Raw genomic sequence first — 19571 nt, forward strand, 5'->3', positions numbered from 1 at the left:
AAAGGATTTTATTGGGGTAAAATAAAAACGTGCTTTCGGGCACGTTTTTATTTATTGGCTGTGTTAAAGCTTATTGTTGATTTTAGCACCCTGTTGATTGGAGCGGAAGGTGCGAGATCCTCGAAAATGCTATCGCATTTTCTTCGTGCGGTGTTCATTCGAGGAAGCTTATTCAATGTCCTGCGGGAGAAGCGTGTCAGCGGGAGACCCCGCAGGTGCGAATGCACCGAGGAGCGTCGGACCGCCCGCGGAAAGCGAGTGCCTCGTGCTGAAATCAACAGGCAAATTTAACAGAGCCTATTTTTTTTGAAGTTTATAAGCTTATTGCTAGTTTTTGGACTATGGTAGAATGGAGACAAGATATAGACAATTAACAAAGCTGTTTAAGTTGTTCATCCCTTTTGGAGTGATGAACATCACAGTTTTTTACTATAAAACGCTTTCAGTTCACCGATAATTCTGTCTTTCCTATAAATCGCCAGATTCAGTTGAGATGCGCCCTTCTTCATGGTATTTTAGAAATATTCCCAAGCGTTTTGTTCATAATAATATAAGCAGCTATAAGGCGTGCTTTACATAAAGAACCTATCATTACATACGAAGTATAGTTAGGTTGCAATGGATCATGATGACAGCATAATAAACAACACGCTTTTCATGTTTATATAAAATTTATTCCGGGGTGATGATTGTGAAGAAAATAGGTGTATTAACTAGCGGCGGAGACTCGCCAGGCATGAACGCTGCCGTTCGTGCAGTTGTGCGTAAAGCCATTTATCATAATATCGAAGTTTATGGTATTTATGGCGGCTATTCAGGCTTAATGTCAGGAAATATTAAAAAGCTCGACCTTGGTTCAGTGGGTGATATTATACATCGCGGAGGAACGGTCCTGCATTCTGCGAGAAGCGAAGAATTTAAAACAAAGGAAGGCCAGCAGAAGGGCATCGAACAAATGAAAAAACACGGCATCGATGGCCTCGTAGTCATTGGCGGGGATGGATCCTACCGTGGAGCAAGGGCTTTGACCGAACAAGGCTTCCCATGTGTTGGCGTTCCTGGCACAATTGATAATGATATACCAGGAACTCAATACACAATCGGTTTTGATACCGCCTTAAATACGGTAATCGATGCCATTGATAAAATTCGCGATACAGCTACTTCACATGAGAGAACATTTATCATTGAAGTTATGGGAAGGGATGCAGGAGATATTGCTTTATGGGCAGGCTTAGCCGGAGGAGCAGAAACAATCCTTTGTCCTGAGGAAAACTATGATATGGCTGAAATTGCAGACCGCCTTAAAAAAGGGCACGAACGCGGCAAAAAACACAGTATCATTGTTGTTGCAGAGGGTGTATGCACAGGAGTTGAATTTGCTAAACAAATCAAAGAGACAACTGACTTTGATACACGTGTGTCGGTACTAGGGCATATGCAGCGCGGCGGATCTCCAACAGCCTTTGATCGAGTACTTGCAAGCCGTCTTGGTGCACGTGCAGTTGAACTGCTGCTTGAAGGAAAGGGCGGACGTGCAGTCGGCATTGAAAATAACAAGCTTGTTGACCATGATATTATTGAAATTTTGGATAGAGAGCATTCATTCGATATGGACCTTTATAAATTGTCAAAAGAACTATCCATTTAATTTAGTTATAGTACTTGTTAAGCAACAAGGCTAGTCATGCTGTTAAACGCTGACTGAGCTGCAAATTAAGCTTCATTCATTTCAGGAGGTAAAGTGATATGCGTAAAACGAAAATCGTTTGTACAATAGGGCCTGCCAGCGAAAGCGTTGAAAAGTTAACACAGCTTATTGAAGCTGGCATGAATGTTGCCCGTTTGAATTTCTCCCATGGTGACTTTCAGGAGCATGGCCAGCGAATTCAAAATATCCGTGAGGCTGCCGGGAAAACTGGCAAGACAGTAGCAATTCTATTGGATACAAAAGGACCAGAAATTCGTACAAACAACATGCGTGATGGTGCGATTGAGTTAAAAGCCGGGGACGACATTGTTATTTCCATGAACGAGGTTGAAGGGACACCTGAGAAATTTTCTGTTACATATGCCGGCCTTATAGATGATGTGCATACTGGCAGCAAAATTTTGCTTGATGATGGTCTAATTGGGCTGGAAGTTACAAAAATTGATAAAGCAAACAGCGAAATCCACACAAAAATACTAAACAGCGGAACACTGAAAAATAAAAAGGGCGTGAATGTTCCGGGAGTATCTGTCAATCTTCCTGGAATTACCGAGAAGGATGCTCAGGACATCCTGTTTGGAATCGAACAGAGAATTGACTTTATTGCGGCATCATTTGTCCGCAGGGCATCTGATGTATTGGAAATCAGACAGCTTCTTGAAGAAAATAATGCCTCTTACATCAACATCATTCCTAAAATTGAAAATCAGGAGGGCGTTGATAATATTGACGAAATCCTTGAAATTTCTGATGGGCTAATGGTGGCGCGCGGCGACCTTGGTGTTGAAATTCCGGCAGAGGAAGTTCCTCTTGTGCAGAAGAAATTAATTAAAAAGTGCAATGTTCAGGGCAAGCCTGTTATTACTGCAACTCAAATGCTTGATTCCATGCAGCGGAATCCGCGTCCTACACGTGCGGAAGCCAGTGACGTAGCAAATGCCATATTTGATGGTACGGATGCAATCATGCTCTCAGGCGAAACAGCTGCAGGATTGTACCCTGTTGAAGCTGTCCAGACAATGCATAACATTGCATCAAGGGCAGAGACAGCATTAGATCATAAAGAAATTCTATCAAACCGCAGTAAAGATAATGAGCACAACATTACAGATGCCATTGGACAATCGGTTGCGCATACAGCATTGAATCTTGATGTAAATGCGATTATTACACCAACAGAGAGCGGTCATACAGCAAGAATGATCTCTAAATATCGTCCTAAGGCTCCAATAGTGGCTGTAACATCGAATGACCATGTATCACGCCGTCTTGCTTTAACATGGGGTGTGTACCCTCAAATTGGCCAAAGAGCGACTACAACAGACGATATGCTGGATATTGCTGTTGAAGAAAGCTTGAATAGCGGTATTGTTGCATCAGGAGATTTGGTAGTTATTACAGCTGGTGTTCCTGTTGGTGAGGCTGGAACAACAAACCTAATGAAAATTCATGTTGTAGGCGATATTCTGGCAAAAGCGCAAGGCATTGGACGCAAATCTGCCTTCGGTAAGGTGGTTGTAGCCAGAAATGCGGAGGAAGCACTTGCGAAGGTTACAGAAGGATCCATTTTGGTGACAATCGGCTCAGACCGCGAGATGGTGCCGGCAATTGAAAAATGCAGTGCGCTTATTACGGAAGAGGGCGGCCTGACTAGCCATGCAGCAGTCGTCGGGCTTAATATCGGCATACCGGTGATTGTTGGAGTAGAAAGAGCTACAGCCTTATTGAAAGATGGTCAGGAAGTAACGGTTGACTCTCAGCGCGGTGTTATTTACAACGGACATGCAAGCGTATTATAAAATATGACTTAAGGAAGGGGCGGCCCTTCCTTTTTGAATGTTTCGTGTTTAGCTTGAATACAATGAAAACAAGAGCGGACAAATTGCTATAGATGCCGTTCATTGTCTGTTATAATAATAGCAAGTCTTAATAAAGAGGTGGCTAAATGCGCTACATTCTCTTGCTGCTAATTATTGTGCCAGCTGCTGAAATTGGTGTTTTGCTGCTATCGGGAAATACGATCGGCTTATGGCCAACGCTGGCAATCATTATATTCACCGGCATTCTTGGAGCATACCTGGCTAAAAAACAAGGCCTGGAAACAATCAGAAAGGTCCAGGAGCAGCTTCGATATGGTCAAATGCCTGGAGAAGCAATTCTTGATGGAGCGTGTATTCTTGTTGGCGGCACCTTGCTGTTAACACCGGGTTTCATAACGGATGCAATTGGGTTTAGTTTGCTGGCTCCTCCTGCAAGGAAGTTTTATAAGAGAATTCTCCTTATCTGGTTTAGGAAATGGATGGATAAGAATACGGTTACGATTATTAGATAGTACAGGTAAAAAGCCGCTCCCTTCACACTTGGGAGCGGCTTTTTCTATGCTTCGTTTTCATTACCTTTAATAAACATCCAAATATCCTTGAACACACCTGCTTTATGGAGTGTAGTAATTAATACAAGTGTGACAGGACCTACAATTAAGCCAAGAAATCCAATTAATTTAAAGCCGACAAATAGGGCTATTAATGTTGCCAAAGGGTCTAGCCCAATGCTTGATGAGAGAATTTTCGGCTCCATGATCTGGCGCTGCACCAAAACGATTATATATAGGACTCCAAGGCCAATCGCTCTGCTCATTTCTCCGCCAATTGCCTCATAGATAATCCATGGAACAAAGATTAATCCTGTGCCTAGGTAGGGAATGATGTCTACCAGACCTGTGACTAGAGCAATCGTGATAGCATAATCAACACGGAGAATCAGGAGCCCTGCCAGGATGATGACTGTAGTGATCGATACCAATGTTGCCTGTGCTTTAATAAAGCCAAAAAGAGCCTTTTGCAGGTCTGTAAAAACGGTTCTTCCACTTGTTTTTGCCCGGCTGGGAATCATGCGGCTGAAAACCCTTGATAGCCTATTCCAGTCTTTGCTGATAAAAAAGGTGGCCAATAAGGAGAAGATAATCACGGTTGCTGCATTTGGAAACCAGGAAAGGATATTTGGTATTTTTTCAAAAAATGCCTGAATAAAGTCTCCAAGTGTGGATCCAATTTGTCTTCCTACATTTTCAATATTCGATAATATGGTATCCTGCTGACCGGTGCCAAGGTTATTGAAAATGCTGGTAAGCTGGTTGTAAAGCGGGATAATCTGGCCGGCAAAGAACTGTTCAATAAAATCGATTAATGTTTCAAGATGAGTCGGCACGACCCTTGCCAAATAATCCGCTCCAGAAACAATTTCAGCGACAAGCAGAGTGATGATCCCGGCAAAAATGGCAAAAATAAGAATCAGAGCAATCAATACGGCGAGGGCTCTCGGCAATTTCCACCTGGCTTCAAGCAAATTGACAAATGGGTTAATTAGAAACGCAATAGCCAATCCAATTAAAAAAGGGTAGGTAACTTTCGATAAATAAAACAGAACGTATAAACTTAAAATCCCAAATCCAACGACAAAGAAAAATCTTACAGTCCGATATATGTAAGCCGGGTTCAATGTATAGCCTCCTTGTCCAAAATAGGATAAGCCCTTATTTATTCCATTTTTATGAAAAAATTATTGATAATATCATCATACACCATTTTTCTTGCTGCTAAAAATGATAAAAGATAGATTCTCCCAAGCGGCAAGCAATTATTAGTCCTATGGTATAATTATTCTGGTTTTTATAAAAAAAGGAAAATAAACATTGAAATTATCAAAATGATAGAAATTATGTTACGATAATATAGAGTGCTGGCAGGTGAATACACAAATGTTTTCTCAATCACTAATATTTCTGCTTCTTTTATTGGCTATTGGCATACTGGCTAAAAATCAGTCATTGATGATTGCTGTCTTTGTATTGATTGTCCTAAAAGCTGCCGGCCTGGATTCAAAATCATTTTCTTTCTTGCAATCGAAAGGAATCAACTGGGGTGTAACCATTATCACCATTGCTGTCCTGGCGCCAATTGCGAGCGGTGAAATTGGTTTTCGGGATTTGACCGGTGCCTTTAAATCGCCCTTTGCCTGGATTGCCCTGATATCTGGTATGGCGGTTGCGCTTATTGCCAAGGGCGGTATTATTTTGCTTGCTGAAGATCCCCACATAACAACCGCGCTAGTTTTAGGAACCATCCTTGCTGTATCTCTGTTTAAAGGCGTTGCTGTAGGGCCGCTGATTGGTGCAGGGATTGCTTATATGGCTATGAAGGTGTTTGATTTATTTAAGTAGATGCGGGTACTAAACATTTCCGGGATCAGATGGCAGGCAAAGCCGGCTATGATCCTCCCGGCTTTTTTCGGCCTCCCTTAAGAGTGCTAAAAAGCATAAACTTTTTTTTGAAAAATAATATTTTTAACAATTTAAGTGCTTTCCGTTCACAAAAGTCAGATAATTGTTTATAATAGGACTTGTAAGCGCAACCTATTTCGCGGTACCTATATTCAGTTAAGCTCTATTAAAATATTATTAATTTACTTTATATTTTTCGAGTATAAAAAAAATGTAAGCATTTTCTTTTTTTTTCAGCATAACCGAGCAACCGCTCGATTGAAAGTGATCCAAAAGAAAGCTTGCTTCTCTGTAATCGGGGAGTGGCCTCTCACTAATTGGAAGTTTCACCTTTTATGATTTTGGTCTGTGGATCGGCTAAACCAAGCCGACTTGCAAAGGGCTGCTTAGCAGCCTGTATAAAGTGTGCTCAAATGGGACGGCCAAATCCGCAAAATTTGAACATGCCAAGGAAGCTTTTCTGAAAAGTTAAAAAATCAGGTTCGGCTTACTTACGACATGTACAGACAAAAATGGGTATGGGGAAATTTTATTATGTAAAGGAGAGATTCGGTATGACAGTAACACGCGGTCTTGAAGGGGTAGTTGCTACTACTTCGTCTATTAGTTCCATCATAGACGATACATTAACTTATGCAGGCTATAACATTGATGATTTGGCTGAAAATGCAAGCTTTGAAGAGGTTATTTACCTTTTATGGCACAGAAAGCTTCCTACTCAATCTCAATTGGATGAATTGAAGAGTCAGCTTGCTGAAAACTATTCTCTTCCTGAGGAAGTGTTAAAGCATTTCAAAACTTATCCGATTGATAAAGTTCATCCAATGGCTGCTCTTCGTTCGGCTGTGTCCCTTTTAGGGCTTTACGATGAAGAAGCTGATCAAATGGATGAGGAAGCCAACTATAGAAAAGCCATTCGCCTTCAAGCTAAAATGCCTGCTATTGTGACGGCATTTGCACGGGTTAGAAAAGGGCTTGAACCTGTAGCGCCTAGAACAGATCTTGGATTTGCAGCCAACTTCCTATATATGCTTACAGGCAAAGAGCCTGAAAATATCGCTGTAGAAGCATTTAATAAAGCGCTTGTGCTCCATGCAGACCATGAACTAAATGCTTCCACATTTACTGCACGTGTTTGTGTAGCTACATTATCAGATGTCTATTCTGGTGTCACAGCTGCTATCGGCGCATTGAAAGGCCCATTGCACGGCGGTGCCAATGAAGCAGTAATGAAAATGCTCACTGAAATCAGCACTCTTGAAAATGTTGAGCCTTATATTCGTGAAAAGCTTAACAACAAAGAAAAAATTATGGGCTTTGGCCACCGTGTATATCGCCAGGGCGACCCGCGCGCCAAGCATCTGAGAGAAATGTCCAAGAAGCTTACTGAGCTTACTGGTGAACCTCATTGGTATCAAATGTCAACACAGATTGAAGAACTCGTTACAGGAGAGAAAAATCTTCCTCCTAACGTTGACTTCTACTCAGCGTCTGTTTACCACAGCCTGGGAATCGACCATGACCTATTCACACCAATTTTTGCAGTGAGCCGCGTATCGGGATGGCTTGCCCATATTCTGGAGCAGTATGAAAACAATCGCTTAATCCGTCCTCGCGCAGATTATACAGGCCCAGGAATGCAAAAGTATGTGCCTGTTGAGCAAAGAGGCTAAAAACGGCTTTCTAAATTACTGATTAAACAAAAAATTTATACTCAGCATTTTACTTTTTATCAAAAAATTGCTGTAATAGAGAGAGCAGGAAAAAGGTTAGGAGCTTATGCCTTCTAACCTTTGAATCTGATAGACTGCTGCAGCATCACGCCGCCATTATATATATAAAAGGCTGATGCTCGCACTTTTCAAAATGGAGGGTAAAAACATGCAAGGTGAAAAAATCACAGTTACTAATGGTGTATTAAACGTACCAAACAATCCAATCGTTCCATTTATTGAGGGCGACGGAACAGGCCCTGATATTTGGGCTGCAGCATCCAGAGTTTTAGATGCCGCTGTTGAAAAGGCATATAAAGGCGAGCGCAAGCTTGTATGGAAGGAAGTTTTAGCAGGGGAAAAAGCTTTTAACCAAACTGGCGAGTGGCTTCCATCTGAAACACTTGATGAAATTAATGAGTATCTTATCGCTATCAAAGGACCTTTAACAACTCCTATCGGAGGCGGAATCCGTTCTCTGAACGTTGCACTGCGCCAGGAGCTTGATCTATTTGTATGCTTGCGTCCAGTCCGCTGGTTTGAAGGAGTTCCTTCTCCGGTTAAACGCCCGCAGGATACTGATATGGTTATTTTCCGCGAAAATACAGAAGATATTTATGCAGGCATTGAGTATGCTAAAGGATCTGATGAAGTTAAAAAATTAGTTTCATTCCTTAAAGATGAAATGGGTGTTAACAAAATCCGTTTCCCTGAAACTTCAGGCATTGGCATCAAGCCTGTTTCTGAGGAAGGAACAAGCCGTCTTGTGCGTGCTGCTATTGAGTATGCAATTAAGGAAGGCCGCAAATCTGTAACACTAGTACATAAAGGCAATATCATGAAGTTTACTGAAGGCGCCTTTAAAAACTGGGGATATGAGCTTGCTGAAAGAGAATACGGCGATAAGGTATTCACTTGGGCTCAATATGACCGCATTAAAGAAGAGCAAGGTGTTGAAGCAGCTAACAGTGCTCAGGCAGACGCTGAAGCAGCAGGCAAAATCATCGTTAAGGATGCGATTGCTGATATCTTCCTTCAGCAGATTCTTACTCGTCCTAAAGAGTTCGATGTTGTTGCAACAATGAACCTGAATGGCGACTATATTTCTGATGCTCTTGCAGCACAGGTTGGCGGAATTGGCATCGCACCAGGTGCAAACATCAACTATGAAACCGGACATGCGATCTTCGAAGCTACACACGGTACAGCTCCTAAATATGCTGGGCTAGATAAGGTTAACCCATCATCTGTCATCCTTTCCGGTGTGCTAATGCTTGAACATTTAGGATGGAATGAAGCTGCCAGCATGATCGTTAAGTCTATGGAAAAATCCATTGCTTCCAAGGTTGTAACTTATGACTTTGCTCGCTTAATGGAAGGTGCAACTGAAGTAAAATGCTCTGAATTCGGTGACGAGCTAATCAAGAACATGGAATAATTCACAGCTAAAGCGCCTGGATTTAAAGGCGCTTTAGCTAAACAGTTACCTGTAAGATTATGTTTTTATTTTTTAAAGAAGGCTGTTTTCCTTGAACGGCCTCTTATCTAATTTTACGCTAAAATCCTGAAACTTTAATTTCCTAAAGGGGGAACTGTTCATGTCATTGAAACGTAAAAAGATTTCTGTAATCGGTGGAGGATTTACTGGAGCAACAACTGCATTCCTGCTTGCACAAAAAGAACTTGGAGATGTTGTGTTAGTTGATATCCCGCAAATGAAAAACCCTACAAAAGGGAAAGCGCTTGATATGCTTGAAGCAAGCCCGGTTCAAGGCTTTGATGCTAACATCACGGGAACTTCAAACTATGAGGACACAAAAGATTCTGACATCGTGGTTATCACTGCAGGCATTGCCCGCAAGCCAGGCATGAGCCGTGATGATCTTGTTCAAACCAACCAAAAAATCATGAAAAGTGTAGCCCAGGAGATAGTTAAATTTTCTCCAAACAGCTATATAATAGTATTAACTAACCCGGTTGATGCGATGACTTATACAGTGTTTAAAGAATCAGGATTCCCTAAAAACCGTGTGATTGGCCAATCCGGAGTGCTTGATACAGCTCGCTTCCGAACATTTGTTGCACAGGAATTGAACTTGTCAGTCAAAGACATTACAGGGTTTGTGCTAGGAGGACATGGAGATGACATGGTTCCTTTAGTACGCTATTCTTATGCTGGAGGCATTCCTTTAGAAACATTAATTTCAAAGGATCGCCTTGAAGCAATTGTTGAACGTACGCGCAAGGGCGGCGGGGAGATTGTTAACCTTTTAGGAAATGGCAGTGCTTATTATGCCCCGGCTGCGTCTCTGGTAGAAATGTGTGAAGCAATCCTTAAAGACCAGCGCCGAGTTCTTCCTTCTATTGCCTATCTGGAAGGGGAATATGGCTATAATGGCATTTACCTTGGAGTACCAACAATTCTTGGGGCAAACGGGATTGAAAAGGTTATTGAACTTGAGTTAACAAGTGAAGAAAAAGCAGCTTTAGATAAATCAGCTGATTCAGTTCGCAATGTAATGGCAGTTTTAGCGTAAAAGTAAAAAAGTTCGGGGAGTTTTCCCCGAATTTTTTTTACTAGAAGTTCTTTTTGGGAAGAGTATAAAATGATATGATATAATAAATAGACTGAATAATATAAATTATTTTTACAGTCTATTTTTACCCTAAGCTAATGGGTAGTATTACTCTCATATTAGGGTGGCAATGAAGCCTAAGTGGGGATGAGGAACCCCCACTATATTGCAGTTATTTTATCAGCAATTTTGTAAACGGTTACACTACTTGGAGGTGCAGAAAGATGCTGCTAGGAAAGAAAAGGAAATTGGGAAGAAATATTGAAGAAATATCTGTTGGCGAAAAATTGACGCTTACCGAAAAGATTGAAGATAAAGACTTACTCCTATATCTCGGTCTGACCAACGATGCAAACCCTCTTTATATCCAGCATGATTATGCATCGCAGACACCTTATAAAAAGCCGATTGTTCCAAGTGTGATGTTGAATGGAATTATTAATTCGGCCATTTCAAAATACCTGCCAGGTCCCGGAAGCCATGTTTTAAAGCAGGATCTTGAATTTATTAAGCCTGTTTATCATTATGGAACAGTTCAATTCCTGTTCGAGATTACAGAAGTAAATACAAGCAGCCATACTGTACAAATCAAGGTACAGGGAACAAATGAAGAGGATGAAACCGTCCTTAGCGGCGTGCTCCTTGTATGTCCTCCACACAAGCTTCAGCCGATGGATGGAAATGCGCTTGAAAACTTCTAGAAGAAAAAGGCTGTGCAGTGCCAATTGCTGAATTAGCACTGTTCTGGCAGCAGCGGCAGGGACGAGATCTTGGAAAATTCCATTAGCCATTTCCAACCTGCATGGATGCTGCCTCAATATCCTGCAGCATGACGTGATAGGGGAAAACCTCTGCCGAGGAAAGTCAGACTATAGCAAGGACCATAGAAAAAAGATGTGCAATGCCTGCACATCTTTTTTCTGTTTAAAAATGAACCTTTTGCTTTCTGTTGATTATTAGCCTTTTATATATATTATAATAGAGATATGGCTAATAGGGGTTTAATACGCAGGAGGGGTTCCTGCTTTTTAATAGATGGCTGTGTTAAAGTTTATTGTTGATTTCAGCACCCTGTTGATTGGAGCGGAAGGTACTAATCCCGCGAAAATGCTAACGCATTTTCTTACGACGCGGTGTTCATTCGAGGAAGCTTATTCAATGTCCTGCGGGAGAAGCGTGTCAGCGGGAGACCCCGCAGGTGCGAATGCACCGAGGAGCGTTGGACCCCCCGCGGAAAGCTTGAGTGCCTCGTGCTGAAATCAACAGGCAAATTTAACAGAGGCTAATAGATAGAGCTGGAGAGTAAAGTGTTGGCCAGTAAAAGCTTTCATAGGGGTAATTCATTCAATCGGAGGATATTATGGACAAAAAAATTCTAGTTGTAGATGACGAACAATCAATCGTAACTTTACTGCAGTATAACCTGCAGCAGGCAGGGTATGAGGTTATCACAGCGATGGATGGCGAGGAAGGAAAGGATCTGGCAGTTTTGGAAAAACCTGACCTTATCGTACTGGATCTCATGCTTCCAAAGCTTGATGGCATTGAAGTATGCAAGCAGCTTAGACAGCAGAAAGTTTCGACGCCAATTTTAATGCTGACTGCCAAAGATGATGAATTTGATAAAGTGCTTGGCCTTGAATTGGGTGCAGATGATTATATGACAAAGCCGTTCAGTCCCCGAGAAGTTGTCGCCAGGGTTAAAGCCATTTTGCGCAGGACTCAATTAATGCCAGAGCTTCCTGCAGAAACAACAGAAAATACCGATTCATTCCGGATTGGCGGCTTAAAAATATATCCTGAGCACTATGAAGCATATTTTGAAGAAGAGCTTCTTGAATTAACCCCGAAAGAGTTTGAGCTGCTATTGTATCTAGCGAAAAATAAGGGCCGTGTTTTGACCAGGGACCAGCTTCTAAGTGCAGTCTGGAACTATGACTTTGCAGGAGACACCAGGATTGTCGATGTGCACATAAGCCATTTAAGGGAAAAAATTGAAAAAAAACACTAAGAAACCAGTTTATATTAAAACAATACGGGGACTGGGCTATAAACTGGAGGAGCCTAAAGGGGAATGACCAGATTCCGGACCCGGCTGCTCTTTGCATTACTTACATTAATTTTTGCCGTATTAATTGGAGTCGGCCTTCTCTTGGGCCAGCTTTTTAAAAGCTATTATCTGAAAGCTTTTGATGAACGATTAAAAAAAGAGTCAGAAATGATCTCCAGTTTTATTCAGGATAATGGAGGCATCCGTTCCCTTAGCAATGATAAAGTCAATGAATTTAGCGATATTCTTGATGTGCGTGTAACAGCTTCCGATAGCAAGGGCAGGATTTTGTTTGATAGCAGCAATCAAAGTGCAACTACACAAAGCAGGCACCAGGAGATTATTTTAGAGATTCTAAAAAAGGAAGCAGATGATCAGACAGGATGGGAAGTGGCTGGCGGATATAACTTGCATTATTATTGGCAGCCATTTTTTGCAAATGGGGAAAAGGAAGGTTACATATTTTTAAGCACAAAGATGACAGAAACCCAACAAGCCTATCGGCAAATTTGGTGGATTTTGACCATAAGCCTGGGACTTTCCCTTTTTGTCATCATAATGCTGGGAACAAGGATTACGGCACGCTATACAAAGCCAATCGAGTCTGCAACCAAGGTTGCGATAGAACTTGCAAAAGGAAATTATCGGGCAAGGACCTATGAGGATCAGGCAGACGAAACAGGTATGCTGAGTACGTCTATAAATGTTTTGGCAAGAAACCTGCAGGAAATGGTTAAATCTCAGGAAATGCAGCAAGACCGTTTAGGAGCCCTTATTGAAAATATGGGCAGCAGCCTGATCCTCATTGACAGCAGAGGCTATATAAATTTAATTAACCGTCCATACAAAGAAGTATTTAATGTAAATCCTTCCGAATACTTATATAAGCTCTATTATGAAGTGATCGAACATAAAGGCATTACCGACATGATTGAAGAGATTTTCATGACTGAGCAAAAAGTAAAAAAGCAGTTGATTATACCCGTAAATATAGAAAGGCGCTATTTTGAAGTATATGGTGTGCCTATTATTGGAACCAATGATGAATGGAAGGGAATATTGCTGGTTTTTCATGATATTACAGAGCTAAAAAAACTTGAACAGATGAGGAAGGATTTTGTAGCAAATGTCTCCCATGAACTGAAAACACCTATTACCTCAATCAAAGGGTTTTCGGAAACCCTATTGGACGGTGCTATGGAAGATAAACAGGCTCTTAATGATTTCCTGAATATTATATTGAAGGAAAGTGACCGCCTCCAGTCTCTCATTCAAGATTTACTTGATTTATCTAAAATCGAACAGCAGGGATTTAGCCTAACCATTCAGCCCATGGATTTGACGGTTGCGCTGGAAGATGTCATAGCCATTATGAAGGGAAAAGCGGCCGAAAAAGATATTGTTTTTGAGTACAAGCGAGATGAAAGTTCAGTATATATTGAGGGAGATGTTCATCGCCTTAAGCAAGTGTTCATAAACATCATTTCAAACGCCATCTCATATACTCCGAATAAAGGGACTATATATATTTCGCTTGAAGAAACCGAAAAAGCAGTCTTCGCAGAAATAAGAGATACAGGAATTGGCATTGAGGCAAGTGAAATCCCGCGCATCTTTGAACGCTTTTATCGTGTTGATAAAGCCAGGAGCCGGAATTCCGGAGGAACCGGACTGGGCCTTGCCATTGTAAAACATCTGGTTGAAGCCCATAAAGGATCTATTACAGTGAATAGTGAGGTTGGAAAAGGAACATCCTTTACAATTGAACTTCCCAAAAAACTTCTTGATAAAAATGGATGAAGTGGAAATGTTAACTTTACATTATTTTTACAACCGATTTATGTTCTCTTTACATTATGTTGTTAGAATCTTAATTGTTAAACCCCTTCATCCAAGGAGCCATAGAGAAAGGCGAAAGCTGACCCCGCTTTCGCCTTTCTTATTTTTTTGTCATATTTCTGAAACCTTTTCGTAAATGTAGCGTATGAACAGTTATAGAAATTAGACAAAAGGAAGGGGAGAAAAAATGTTCAGCCTAAAGAGAATTTACACAATTGCCGGACTTGTTCTGGCAATTGTTATTTTAAGTATTGTTGCTTTTACTACATGGTACACGGTAGATGAATCGGATCAGGCAGTTATATTAACATTTGGCAAAGTCGAAGAAGGCATTACGGAACCAGGACTTCATTTTAAGTTGCCATGGCCGATTCAGAGTGTGGAGAAGCTTTCGAAAGAAACGTTTTCTCTTCAATTTGGATATGAAGAAAAAGATGGAAAGATCAAGGATTTTCCTGACGAAACGAAAATGATTACAGGGGACGAAAATATCGTCCTTGCCGATTTGGTTGTCCAATGGAAGATTACAGATCCAGAAAAGTATCTATATAATGCCGAGGACCCGAAAGAGATTTTATATGATTCGACTTCAGCATCCCTGAGAAGCATTATAGGCAGCTCCAGGATTGATGATGCTTTAACTTCCGGAAAAGCAGAAATAGAGGCGGAAGTCAGAGAACTGTTAACTTCCTTAATTACTAAATATGATATCGGAATTTCCGTGCTGGCAGTTAAACTTCAGGATGTTGAATTGCCAAATGAAGATGTAAGGAAAGCATTTACGGATGTTACGGATGCAAGGGAAACAGCCAACACAAAACTTAATGAAGCAGAAAAGTATAAGAATCAAAGAATGAACGAAGCAGAAGGCGAAAAGGATGCCCTCATTTCCAAAGCGGAAGGGGAGAAGGCGGCCCGTCTGGAAAGAGCACGGGGAGATGTAGCTGTTTTTAATAAGCTATATGGAGAGTATAAAAATAGCCCGGATATTACAAGAGAGCGGCTTGTCCTCGAAACGCTTGAACAAGTCCTCCCAGGGGCAGAGATTTATATTATGAATGACGACGGCAATACAATGAAATACTTCCCGATAAGGCCTCTTGAGAAAGAGCAGGCCAAACCAAAAGAGGATGGAGGTGCGGATAATGAGTGATCAAAATGTCGTGAATATCAATGAGCGAGGCGGGAACTTTCAGTGGAGAAAGTATACGAAGCTTGGAATCTTTCTTGTGGTCGTTATTGCCGCATTATCCATTCTTTTCAGCAACCTTTTTATCGTGAAGGAAGGAGAATATAAGGTTATCCGTCAGTTTGGGGAGGTAGTCAGGATTGAGAGCGAACCTGGGTTATCTTATAAAATTCCATTCATCCAAAGTGTTTCAACACTTCCCAAATACCAAATGACTTATGATGTGTCTGAAGCTGAAATCAACACAAAGGATAAAAAGGTTATGATCATCGATAACTACGCAGTATGGAAGATTGAAGATCCGAAGAAAATGATTGCTAATGCAAGAACACTAGAGGGAGCAGAGGCCAGAATGGAAGAGTTTATTTATTCTGTTACCCGTTCCGAGCTTGGCCGGCTAAATTATGATGAAATTATTAATGATGAAAAATCTTCACGCGGATCTTTAAATGACCAAATCACTGGGAAAGTTAATGAATTGCTTTCAAATGACAACTATGGAATAACGGTTACGGATGTTCGGATCAAACGCACAGATTTGCCAACCGAAAATGAGCAATCTGTCTACACAAGGATGATTTCAGAACGCCAATCAACAGCACAGGAATATTTATCAAAAGGTGATGCTCAAAAGAATATTATTATTGCGGAAACAGACAGGAATGTTAGGGAAATCCTTGCTAAGGCACAAGCGGATGCTGAAGTAATCCGGGCAGAAGGGGAAGCAGGTGCTGCAAAAGTATATAATGAAGCTTTCTCAAAAGACCCGGAATTCTACTCTTTATATCGTACACTTGAATCTTACAAAAAGACAATAAATGGAGAGACAGTAATTGTTCTTCCGTCTGATTCGCCGTATGCACGTTTGTTAATGGGGTATACGGAATAAGGTTTACCTGAGAAAAGTGTTTTCAAACTGGGAAAGCCGTTATTTTTCTTTCTCTATCTGCTCATGATAGAATAAAGGAAAATAACGGCTTTTATTGATGCTGACAAGGGCTGGATACGTTCTTTTACAGGAGGTATCTTTCTGATAGATTGGCTTATTTAAGGAGGAGAATTTATTTGGGAAAAAAGAAGCTGGTTCTTATAGATGGCAACAGCATTGCTTATCGGGCATTCTTTGCTTTGCCGCTTTTAAACAATGATAAGGGAATACATACGAATGCAGTTTACGGTTTTACAATGATGCTGCAAAGAATCCTTGAGGATGAAAAGCCTACACACCTTTTAGTAGCATTTGATGCGGGTAAAACGACCTTTCGCCATAAGACATTCAGCGAATATAAAGGAGGAAGGCAGAAGACGCCTCCAGAGCTTTCAGAGCAGTTTCCTTTTATCCGTGAGCTCCTTGATGCATATGGGATTTCAAGATATGAGCTTGAAAACTATGAAGCGGATGATATTATCGGCACATTGTCACTTCAAGCCGAAAAAGACGGTTATGAAGTAAAAGTGATATCCGGAGACAAGGACTTAACGCAGCTGAGTTCTGATGCTGTAACCGTCAGCATAACAAGAAAGGGCATTACGGACATTGAGGAATACACGCCTGCCCATATTAAAGAAAAATACGGGATAACAGCCGATCGCATTATCGATATGAAAGGCTTGATGGGGGATAGCTCCGATAACATTCCTGGAGTGCCGGGGGTAGGGGAGAAAACTGCACTTAAATTGCTGAAGGAATTCGGAACCCTTGAAGAGCTATTGAACTCTGTTGACAAAGTCAGCGGTAAAAAGCTGAAGGAAAAGCTGGAAGAGTTCAAGGAACAAGCTTTGATGAGCAAAGAACTGGCTACCATCACACGAGAAGCTCCAGTAGAAATCAAGATTGAAGATATACAATATGAAGGTTACGAAAAAGAGAAAGTCATCCATATTTTTAAAGAGCTTGGCTTTAACTCTCTGCTTGAAAAGCTTGGCGGGGATACAGACGCAGTTGAAGAGGACTTGGAAGAAATTGAATTTACCATTGCAGAAGAAATAAGTGAAGATATGTTCTCAGAGGAGAATGCATTTTATGCAGAAGTCCTTGAGGACAACTATCATTATGCGGATATCATTGGTTTTTCGATTGCCAATGAAAAGGGTATATATTTCATCCCAAAAGATAAAGCCCTTGAGTCAGAGGCGTTTAAAAAATGGGCTGAAGATGAAACAAAAAAGAAAACTGTCTATGATGCGAAACGATCTGAAGTATCTCTTCGCCATCATGGAATCCATTTAAAAGGCGCTAATTTTGATCTATATATTGCTTCTTATCTAATTAATCCATCTCAAACCATTGATGACTTAGCTTCTATAGCGAAAAATCACGGGTATAACGCGATTCAATCTGATGAAGCCTTTTATGGAAAGGGAGCGAAGAGAAGGATACCGGATGAAAAGGAACTTGCGGGACACTTGGCAAGAAAAGCTGCAGCCTTGCTGACACTTAAGGAAAAACTGGATAGTGAATTGAAAGAAAACCAGCAAGCCGAGCTATTCTACGATCTGGAAATGCCGTTATCCCTAATTTTAGCTGATATGGAGTCAGCAGGAATCAAAGTGGATCTTGAACGGCTGAAGTCAATGGGGCAGGATCTTCTCTCAAAATTGGACGAAATCGAAAAGCGCATTCATGAGCTTGCAGGGGAAGCGTTCAACATTAATTCTCCAAAGCAGCTGGGCGTAATCCTGTTTGAAAAATTGGGTTTGCCTGTTATTAAGAAAACAAAAACAGGTTATTCCACTTCGGCTGATGTTCTTGAGAAACTGGAAAACAAACATGAAATAATCCGGGATATCCTGCATTACCGGCAGCTTGGCAAGCTGCAATCCACCTATATCGAAGGGCTGCTGAAGGTTGTTAATAAAGAAACAGGCAAAGTTCACACCAGGTTTAATCAAGCACTTACCCAAACGGGAAGATTAAGCTCGACAGATCCGAACCTGCAAAACATTCCGATCCGGCTGGAGGAAGGAAGAAAAATCAGGCAGGCATTTGTCCCTTCAGAAAAAGGCTGGGTAATTTTTGCGGCAGACTATTCACAGATAGAACTTCGAGTGCTTGCACATATTGCAGACGATGAAAAGCTTATCGAAGCTTTTAATGAAGATATGGACATTCATACCAAAACGGCAATGGAAGTATTTCATGTCAGTGCGGAGGAAGTAACCTCCAATATGCGCCGTCATGCAAAAGCGGTTAACTTTGGAATTGTATACGGAATCAGTGATTATGGACTTTCCCAAAGCCTTGGCATTACTCGGAAAGAAGCCGGAAAATTTATTGACCGCTATCTTGAAAGCTATCCGGGGGTTAAGCAATATATGGATGATATCATTCATGAAGCCAAGCAAAAGGGATATGTATCAACCCTTCTTCATAGACGGAGATATTTGCCTGAGATCACAAGCCGTAACTTTAACCTCCGGAGTTTTGCAGAAAGGACCGCTATGAATACGCCCATTCAGGGCAGTGCAGCGGATATAATAAAGAAAGCTATGATTGATATGGCCGAACGCCTGCGAAAAGAGGAGGTCAAAGCCCGCTTATTGCTGCAGGTGCATGATGAACTGATTTTTGAAGCCCCAGAGGAGGAAATCGAGACGCTTAAAAAAATCGTGCCTGACGTAATGGAAAACGCAGTTGAATTGAAGGTTCCTCTGAAAGTAGATTATTCATATGGACCGACATGGTTTGATGCAAAATAATATACGTTTATGTTTGCACATATACCGAATGCATGGTTTTCATTAAGAGGGTGTGGGGCCCAAATTTGTCAGATGGCCGGAGCAAAGGTCATCATGAAGCGTTTATGGCGCCTGAAATCCCCAGGTTGCAGAACAAAAGGTCATCATGAATCGTTTATAACGCCGAAATCATCGGGAGGCAGAAAAAAAGGTGGCAATGATTCATCGATGGCGCCCGAAATCATCAGGAGGCAGAAAAAAGGTCACCATGAAACGTTTATGGCGCCCGAAACCAGCAGGTTGCAGAACAAAAGGTCGCCATGAATCGTTGATGACGCCCGAAATCATCAGGAGAACATAAAAAGGTCGCCATGAATCGTTTATAGCGCCCGAAACCAGCGGATTGCAGGAAAAAAGGTCGCCATGAATCGTTGATGACGCCCGAAACCATCAGGAGAACAGAAAAAAGGTCGCCATGAATCGTTGATGGCGCCCGAAACCAGCGGATTGCAGGAAAAAAGGTCGCCATGAATCGTT

At 41.4% G+C, this 19571-nt stretch carries 14 protein-coding genes and 2 pseudogenes; 14 read left to right on the plus strand and 2 right to left on the minus strand.

Annotated elements, in window-relative coordinates; genetic code table 11:
* The 4 genes and pseudogenes from L634_RS34485 to L634_RS0123720 form a co-directional block, all read left to right on the plus strand.
* Positions 1–291 (plus strand): annotated as a pseudogene (locus L634_RS34485) (hypothetical protein); the annotation flags it as partial.
* A 400-nt stretch (positions 292–691) separates the two neighbouring features.
* Positions 692–1651 (plus strand): 6-phosphofructokinase, encoded by a 960-nt coding sequence (pfkA, locus tag L634_RS0123710; RefSeq protein WP_026584586.1) that lies wholly within the window; start codon positions 692–694, stop codon positions 1649–1651.
* 98 nt (positions 1652–1749) lie between these two features.
* Entirely contained in the window at positions 1750–3510 is a 1761-nt protein-coding gene (gene pyk / locus L634_RS0123715) for a pyruvate kinase (protein WP_026584587.1), read from the plus strand.
* Positions 3511–3656: 146 nt separating this feature from the next.
* Positions 3657–4043: an FxsA family protein gene (locus L634_RS0123720; RefSeq protein ID WP_026584588.1), complete on the plus strand. Its 387-nt coding sequence runs from the start codon at positions 3657–3659 to the stop codon at positions 4041–4043.
* A 44-nt stretch (positions 4044–4087) separates the two neighbouring features.
* Here the strand turns inward: L634_RS0123720 and ytvI are convergent, their stop codons facing one another.
* A complete protein-coding gene (gene ytvI, locus L634_RS0123725; RefSeq protein ID WP_026584589.1) occupies positions 4088–5209 on the minus strand; it encodes a sporulation integral membrane protein YtvI in 1122 nt (373 codons plus the stop codon).
* A gap of 259 nt (positions 5210–5468) precedes the next feature.
* On the opposite strand from ytvI, the gene L634_RS0123730 reads away from it, so the two are divergent.
* The 10 genes and pseudogenes from L634_RS0123730 to polA all read left to right on the plus strand — a co-directional run bounded on the left by L634_RS0123730 (position 5469) and on the right by polA (position 19055).
* On the plus strand, positions 5469–5930 hold the full coding sequence (locus L634_RS0123730) for a DUF441 domain-containing protein (RefSeq protein WP_026584590.1): 462 nt from the start codon (positions 5469–5471) through the stop codon (positions 5928–5930).
* A 614-nt stretch (positions 5931–6544) separates the two neighbouring features.
* Positions 6545–7663 carry a citrate synthase gene (citZ, locus tag L634_RS0123735; RefSeq protein ID WP_026584591.1) on the plus strand — a complete coding sequence of 373 codons (1119 nt, stop codon included), beginning with the start codon at positions 6545–6547 and terminating at the stop codon, positions 7661–7663.
* 208 nt (positions 7664–7871) lie between these two features.
* Complete coding sequence (gene icd, locus L634_RS0123740) at positions 7872–9140, plus strand: NADP-dependent isocitrate dehydrogenase (protein ID WP_026584592.1); 1269 nt, start codon at positions 7872–7874, stop codon at positions 9138–9140.
* A 160-nt stretch (positions 9141–9300) separates the two neighbouring features.
* Positions 9301–10239, plus strand: a complete 939-nt coding sequence (gene mdh, locus L634_RS0123745) for a malate dehydrogenase (protein ID WP_026584593.1) — start codon at positions 9301–9303, stop codon at positions 10237–10239.
* A gap of 263 nt (positions 10240–10502) precedes the next feature.
* A complete protein-coding gene (locus L634_RS0123750; RefSeq protein ID WP_026584594.1) occupies positions 10503–10979 on the plus strand; it encodes a MaoC/PaaZ C-terminal domain-containing protein in 477 nt (158 codons plus the stop codon).
* 659 nt (positions 10980–11638) lie between these two features.
* Positions 11639–12356, plus strand: a pseudogene (locus L634_RS31660) (response regulator transcription factor).
* A complete protein-coding gene (pnpS, locus tag L634_RS0123765; protein WP_026584596.1) occupies positions 12353–14128 on the plus strand; it encodes a two-component system histidine kinase PnpS in 1776 nt (591 codons plus the stop codon). The pseudogene L634_RS31660 and the gene pnpS overlap by 4 nt, the downstream one beginning before the upstream one ends.
* A 226-nt stretch (positions 14129–14354) precedes the next feature.
* On the plus strand, positions 14355–15320 hold the full coding sequence (hflK, locus tag L634_RS0123770; protein WP_026584597.1) for an FtsH protease activity modulator HflK: 966 nt from the start codon (positions 14355–14357) through the stop codon (positions 15318–15320).
* Positions 15313–16245: a protease modulator HflC gene (gene hflC, locus L634_RS0123775; protein ID WP_026584598.1), complete on the plus strand. Its 933-nt coding sequence runs from the start codon at positions 15313–15315 to the stop codon at positions 16243–16245. Before hflK ends, hflC begins: the two co-directional genes overlap by 8 nt.
* Positions 16246–16421: 176 nt before the next feature.
* Positions 16422–19055 carry a DNA polymerase I gene (gene polA / locus L634_RS0123780; protein ID WP_026584599.1) on the plus strand — a complete coding sequence of 878 codons (2634 nt, stop codon included), beginning with the start codon at positions 16422–16424 and terminating at the stop codon, positions 19053–19055.
* Between the two features lie 256 nt (positions 19056–19311).
* Here the strand turns inward: polA and L634_RS34005 are convergent.
* The coding region (locus L634_RS34005; RefSeq protein ID WP_198029820.1) for a hypothetical protein at positions 19312–19571 on the minus strand (260 nt) is incomplete at its 5' end.

The sequence above is a fragment of the Bacillus sp. J33 genome, from assembly GCF_000518885.1.
In the GTDB taxonomy this organism is placed as follows: Bacteria; Bacillota; Bacilli; order Bacillales; family Cytobacillaceae; genus Cytobacillus.